Below are 6333 nucleotides of genomic sequence, written 5' to 3' on the forward strand. Positions count from 1 at the left end.
TTATACCTAAAGGTACTAACTTTAACAATATATCTCATCAATACATTAGAAAGTTACAGATAGACTTGAATAATAGACCTAAGAAATGTTTAAATTACTTGACACCTAATGAAGTACATTTTGGTATCTCTATAAACATTGAGAATACAATCTAGCATTCATTATCTGATTCATTTGGTAATACAATCGCTTCGATTATTTGTCTATTTAGTTGAGATTCAAAAAATATTGATAATGAAATTAAAAATACTCCTAAATAAAAAATAATGTTTTGATTATGATAAGTCCAATCACGAAACTTGTTAGAAATATCAAACAAGAATAAACGATTACTCTATATTTTTGCGACTTTTTGATTTCTAATCGCTGCATATAACAAACATTTAGATTAGATCATATCCAAGTGACTTCAGAGCTCTTTCATCATCTGACCAGCCACTTTTTACTTTAACATGTGTTTTAAGATTGACTTTCATACCAACTAATCTTTCGATATCTATACGAGAATCAGTACCTATTTTTTTAAGTTTGGCTCCTTTTGCTCCAATAACTATACCTTTCTGACTATCTCTTTCGACAAGAATACTAGCATAAATATCAACTATATTTTTTTCTTGATCAACCTTATAGCTATCTATTTCTACAGTTATTTGATATGGTACTTCATTACCTATAGTTCGCATAATTTTTTCACGAATTATTTCAGTAACCATAAACTTAATGCTTCTATCGGTGATTTGATCATCTTCATAGAAAAAATATTCTAATTCAGGCAAAAGCTTCTCTATTCTTGACTCTAGCTCATTGACATTATGTCCTTGCTTGGCAGATACATATATCACATCATAAAAGCTTAATTTCTCTTTAATAGACTCAATAAACATTGATGCTTCTAATGACTTTTTCTTATCAACTTTATTAACTACTAAAAATATTGGAACTTGCGAGTATTTTAATTTCTCTACTATATTATCCTCTAACTCAGTCCATTTACCTAACTCAACTACAAATAAAATCACATCAACTTCCTTTACCATAGCTGTTGCGGCTTTATTCATAAACTTATTAATCGCTTTAGGCTCATCTATATGAATACCTGGAGTATCAACATAGATAAACTGAGTGTCTCCAAGTGTTTTAATCCCAGTTATTTGATGTCTTGTTGTCTGAGGTTTACGTGAAGTAATACTAACTTTATATTTTAGTATGTTATTCAGTAACGTTGATTTACCAACATTTGGCCTACCAATAATTGAAATATAACCACATTTTTTCATAAAAGCTTCACAATAGAAATAATACATTGATTTTAGCAGGTATAAGCTTTAGAGTCGAAAATATTTAGTAAAGTTTTGAATGTATAAGATTACAATTTAAGAAAATTTATGGACTAAAAATCATTTAGAAAGATGTCGATTAACAAACTTAGAAAGTCTACTCATAGCCTCTTCTAACTCTGGCATTTCATTTGCGCAGCTTATTCTAGCAAATCCAGACAAACCAAATGCTGTTCCTGGCATCATTGCAATATACTCTTCTTCAAGCAATGCATTACATAACTCCATATCACTGCTAAAGCTCGTGTGCTTGATTAAATCACGAATATCTGGAAAAAGATAAAAAGTACTATCAGCGCTTTTCACATTAATATACGGCATCTCTTTCAAACACTTTGCAACAAACTGTTCTTTTTGCTTGTATAAGTCAACAAAGTATTGCAAATCTTTAGCCGGCATTTCCATAGCGGTAATAGCTGCATATTGAGATATAGAGCAAGCACATGTAGCAGATTGTGATTGGAATTTTTTCATTGCATCATTTAGTAGTTTCGGAGCAATAGTAAAACCAACTCTCCATCCTGTCATTGCAAAGTTTTTTGAAACTCCACTAGCGATTACATATCTATCTGCTAAATCAGGAGCTACTTCTGTTATTAGAGTAATTTTATTATTAAAATAAAGCTGATCGTATATATCATCACCAATTATCCAAATATTAGGATATTTTCTGAGTAAATTAGCCAAATCTTCAATACATTTTCTTGAATAAATTAATCCCGTTGGGTTATTTGGCGAGTTAATAATAACAGCCTTTGTTTTTTCTGTAATATGCTTTTCTAGGTCTGTAACATCTATCTCAAAACTATTCTCAAACTTAGTTTTAACTGCAATCGGCTTTGCTCCTGTAAGAGCAATCATATCCGGATATGACACCCAATAAGGCGCAAAGAAAATAGCTTCATCTCCCTCTTCTAAAATACAGTTAAATATATTGTGTAAACTATGCTTAGCTCCTGATGTTATACAGATTTGATCAGCAGCAAAATCAGCGCCATACTCTCTTTTATATCTAGCTGAAACTGCTTCTCGCAGCTCCTTAAGACCATCAACATTGGTATATTTTGTAATATTATTATTGATAGCTTCTATACCAGCTTGTTTTATGATATCAGGAGTACTGAAGCCTGGCTCTCCGATAGCGAGTGAAATAACATCATGCCCCTGATCTTTTATTTGTTTTGCTAATGCTGCCATTGCATTAATTGGTGAAGTCGAAACATTCTGAATCTTTGTGTTTAGTGATGCCATTTTAGTTCCTTATAACTTTTCTACTTTAAACTCATTATGTTTAATCTCAATGCAAGAATAATTGTCTATATATGTGTACAAGTCAGAATCAACTAGGGGCTCTGATAGTACCAGATATCCATTTTTGAGTTTTTGCTTTTTTGACAGTTTTAGAGTTTCTATAATATCTTTATAACTTATATAGTATAACGATGGTTCGTTACCAATGGTAGACATTTTTAGCGAATATGATGTATGCCCATTTGAATATGCGATACTTGCTTTGACCTTTTCTTTTAGACCATTTTGAGCTTGGATATTAGTTATTTGCTCAATAGATTTAGCTATAGCTGAAGTTGGATTATCATCCATACCATTTGACAAAGCCAATAGAAAAATAGCTTCTGAATCAGTAGATCCAAATCTTGCTTTAAAATACTGTGGTTTAATATGTTGCTCAATCTCTTGACGAATATCATCAAAATCACCTATAGCGCCATTATGCATAAAAAGATGATTATCAAATACAAATGGATGAGAATTTACTCGAGATGTTGGAGCTATAGTACTTGCCCGAATATGTGCCATAAAGTTTCTACTTTTGATATGTTTAGCTATAGATATCAAATTTTGATTATTCCAAGCTGGTAATGAATCCTTAAAAACTCCTGGTTCTTTATGTAAACTTGTATACCAACCAATACCAAAACCATCTCCATTAACAGAAACAGCACCTTGAGATGAATGTATACTTTGGTGTATGAGCGAATTCTCAGGATCTACCAACAAATCACTCATTTTAATTTTATCACCATGGTACATTAACCATCTACACATAAAATCACTCTCCTTTAGCTTTCCAGTGACTAGTCCCTCTCAAATAAACTGGAAAAGTTTCTTGAGTTAAACTTTGACTTGATTTTTGCTTTTGGTACTTGTCAACGACATAATCTATAACATCACCTAAATCAATCTTAAAATCCTCATTGATTATTTCTAGCTCAGTAATAGATTCCCCAACCAATTCATAACCTAAATATAGCTCTTTCGAATATTCCTCAAGTTTATAAACATTCTCAGAAATTATTTGATTTGTTTGCAAATTATAAAATCCCAAATAAAAATCACCCATTTTAGCATCGAGAATCACAGCTACTTTTTCTGATGTTGTTGGTGTACTTTTGGCTAGCGCAAACATGCTCGAGAATCCTACCACAGGAATATCTAAACCGACTGCAAAACCTTGAGAGACTGCTGCTGCAAGTCTTACTCCGACGAAACTACCAGGTCCAACACCATAAGCTATAAAATCTAGCGACTTGATATCAGTACAAGAACTATCAAAGACACCTTTAATCATTTCTAGTACATATTTATTGTGTTGACGAGGAATTTCTCTAGTATCGTTATATACTTGACCATTTACGGATAATACCACAGAACAGTATTTACTCGAAGTATCTATTATTAAAAAATTCATCTTCTAATTAAAAACCTGTTTGATTTGATAATACTTATCTAAAACTACAAAATCAGCATCATAACCGACTTTGATCTCACCTTTTTTAAAACCTAAAGATTTAGCTTGATTTGTACTTGTCAGCTTAACTGCATCATGTAAGCTACAGTTTGTAAATTTAATAAAATTTTCTAAAGCCTTATTCATTGTTAACACACTTCCTGCTAACACACCATTTTCTAATCTTGCTTGACCATCTTTAACAATTACTTTTTGACCACCAAGATCAAATACACCCTCTCCGGCACATTGTGCTGACATTGCATCAGTAATTAGAGCAATATTATCACTACCTTTGATTTCATAAGTAAACTTGACCATATCTGGATGAAGATGTATACCATCAACTATTAATTCTGCCAAAACTTTTTTTGACATCAGTAAAGCCGTAGCAGCCCTTGGGTTACGGTGATCTATAGGACTCATTGCATTGAATAAATGTGTAGCGTGCGAACATCCATGATCTATAGCTTCTAGAGCTTGTGCCATAGTACAGCTTGTGTGACCAATCGAACTGACAATATTATGATTATTACAAAAATCTATAACTTGCTTAGCATTTTCTATTTCTGGAGCAATTGTTATTTTCTTGACTAAATTATTACAAGCATTATGCCAACTTGCCATCTTAGTAACATCTGCCTGCTGTAAATAATTTGGATTCTGCGCTCCAATTTTACCAGGAGATATAAATGGACCCTCTAAATGAACCCCAACAATTTTTGAACTGTCCGTATGTTGATGTGAATTATAAGATTTGATTGCATTCATTGCTCTTAAAATATGGTCGTTTGAAGCTGTCATTGTTGTAGCAAGATAACTAGTAACTCCCTGCTTATATAGTGATTTTGATATTGTCTGTAACGCATCTATATCAGCATCCATAATATCTGCTCCCCTTGACCCATGTATATGGATATCTATAAATCCAGGAATTACATAATCATCAGAACTTAGCTCTATTATGGGCAAGTCATATTCAGATGCCTTTATATCTTCATCTATAGCGCTTATAACATTGTTTTTGATTACAATATCCTTATGTTCAAAACCATTATGAGCATAAATTTTGGCACCTTTTATAATATAACTTTGCATATAGTTTCTCCAATGGGTAAAATCACACTCTATATTAACCAAATTTATATTTTTTATCCACAATGTTACATTGGTTTCCTGGGCATATGCATAAAGCTACCAAAGAGTTTCGCAAAAAAATGCCTTCCACTGATATTGCTATTGAAATAGTTGATGCACGTATTCCTGACTCTAGTAGTAATCATGTTTTAGAAGATATTGTTGGTGGCAAACCCATAATAAGAATTTTGTCAAAAAGTGATCTAGCTGATCCTCAAATAACTAAACAGTGGCTTGATTTTTACAAAGGAAGTGCTATCGCAGTTAATACTTTACAAGATAAAAATATAGTAAAAAGAATACTTGAGTTAGCCCAGAAAAAATGTCCCTCAAGAGGAACTGTCTTAAAACCTACAAGAGCTATTATATTTGGATTACCTAATGTTGGAAAGTCAACAATGATAAATAAGCTCGCTGGTCGTAAAGTTGCTAAAACAGGAAATGAACCCGCTGTAACTAAACTTCAACAACGTATTGATATTAGCAAAAATTTCATGATTTTTGATACTCCAGGAATTATGTTCCCTAGCCCTAAAAGTGAAGCTAGTGGTTATAGAATTGCAAGTATAGGCTCTATTCGTGATACAGCTATGGACTACGAAGCCACCGCATACTATCTTATAGAGTTTCTCAAACAGAAAAATACAAAAAATTTCTTATCGCAATATAATTTCATAACTGAGCAAGATTTCTTAGAAAAGCATCCTCAAGAAATAATTAAAGATATTTCTGCCACAAAAACCAACTACAATGTAAAACAAGCAGCTAAAAATATTGTCCATGATTTTAGAGCTGGCCATTTTGGTAAAATTTCTTTAGAAGACCCTCAAACAATACAACAAGAAAAAGAATAACTTATTATTAATCAAAATGAGCAAGAAGATAATCTCCAATTGTCTTAAAATCAATATAAAGCTATCATATAGCATAGATGGATGTATTTACTTAAAATAAGCTAGATTGTATTCTCAATGTTTATAGAGATACCAAAATGTACTTCATTAGGTGTCAAGTAATTTAAACATTTCTTAGGTCTATTATTCAAGTCTATCTGTAACTTTCTAATGTATTGATGAGATATATTGTTAAAGTTAGTACCTTTAGGTATAA

At 31.9% G+C, this 6333-nt stretch carries 7 protein-coding genes and 2 pseudogenes; 2 read left to right on the forward strand and 7 right to left on the reverse strand.

The window, feature by feature from the left end; genetic code table 11:
- Positions 1–155 (forward strand): annotated as a pseudogene (locus F8C69_RS11475) (IS30 family transposase); the annotation flags it as partial.
- On the opposite strand, the gene F8C69_RS10810 reads toward F8C69_RS11475, so the two are convergent.
- The 6 genes from F8C69_RS10810 to nagA all read right to left on the reverse strand — a co-directional run bounded on the left by F8C69_RS10810 (position 152) and on the right by nagA (position 5184).
- Positions 152–319, reverse strand: a complete 168-nt coding sequence (locus F8C69_RS10810; RefSeq protein WP_236352419.1) for a hypothetical protein — start codon at positions 317–319, stop codon at positions 152–154. The pseudogene F8C69_RS11475 and the gene F8C69_RS10810 overlap by 4 nt on opposite strands.
- Positions 320–383: 64 nt before the next feature.
- Positions 384–1277, reverse strand: a complete 894-nt coding sequence (era, locus tag F8C69_RS08405) for a GTPase Era (protein WP_159184868.1) — start codon at positions 1275–1277, stop codon at positions 384–386.
- Positions 1278–1397: 120 nt separating this feature from the next.
- The gene (locus F8C69_RS08410; RefSeq protein WP_159184869.1) at positions 1398–2588 is read right to left on the reverse strand and encodes a pyridoxal phosphate-dependent aminotransferase; all 1191 of its coding nucleotides are present in this window, start codon (positions 2586–2588) and stop codon (positions 1398–1400) included.
- Between the two features lie 9 nt (positions 2589–2597).
- Positions 2598–3404 carry a class II glutamine amidotransferase gene (locus tag F8C69_RS08415; protein WP_159184870.1) on the reverse strand — a complete coding sequence of 269 codons (807 nt, stop codon included), beginning with the start codon at positions 3402–3404 and terminating at the stop codon, positions 2598–2600.
- 4 nt (positions 3405–3408) lie between these two features.
- Positions 3409–4047 carry a tRNA (adenosine(37)-N6)-threonylcarbamoyltransferase complex dimerization subunit type 1 TsaB gene (tsaB, locus tag F8C69_RS08420; protein ID WP_159184871.1) on the reverse strand — a complete coding sequence of 213 codons (639 nt, stop codon included), beginning with the start codon at positions 4045–4047 and terminating at the stop codon, positions 3409–3411.
- 3 nt (positions 4048–4050) lie between these two features.
- Complete coding sequence (gene nagA, locus F8C69_RS08425; protein ID WP_159184872.1) at positions 4051–5184, reverse strand: N-acetylglucosamine-6-phosphate deacetylase; 1134 nt, start codon at positions 5182–5184, stop codon at positions 4051–4053.
- Positions 5185–5246: 62 nt separating this feature from the next.
- Between nagA and ylqF the strand changes: the two genes are divergently transcribed.
- Positions 5247–6077, forward strand: coding sequence for a ribosome biogenesis GTPase YlqF (gene ylqF / locus F8C69_RS08430; protein ID WP_159184873.1), 831 nt, complete (start codon positions 5247–5249; stop codon positions 6075–6077).
- Positions 6078–6178: 101 nt separating this feature from the next.
- Here the strand turns inward: ylqF and F8C69_RS11480 are convergent.
- Positions 6179–6333 (reverse strand): annotated as a pseudogene (locus tag F8C69_RS11480) (IS30 family transposase); the annotation flags it as partial.

The sequence above is a fragment of the Francisella noatunensis subsp. noatunensis genome, assembly GCF_009823375.1.
Classification (GTDB): Bacteria; Pseudomonadota; Gammaproteobacteria; order Francisellales; family Francisellaceae; genus Francisella; species Francisella noatunensis.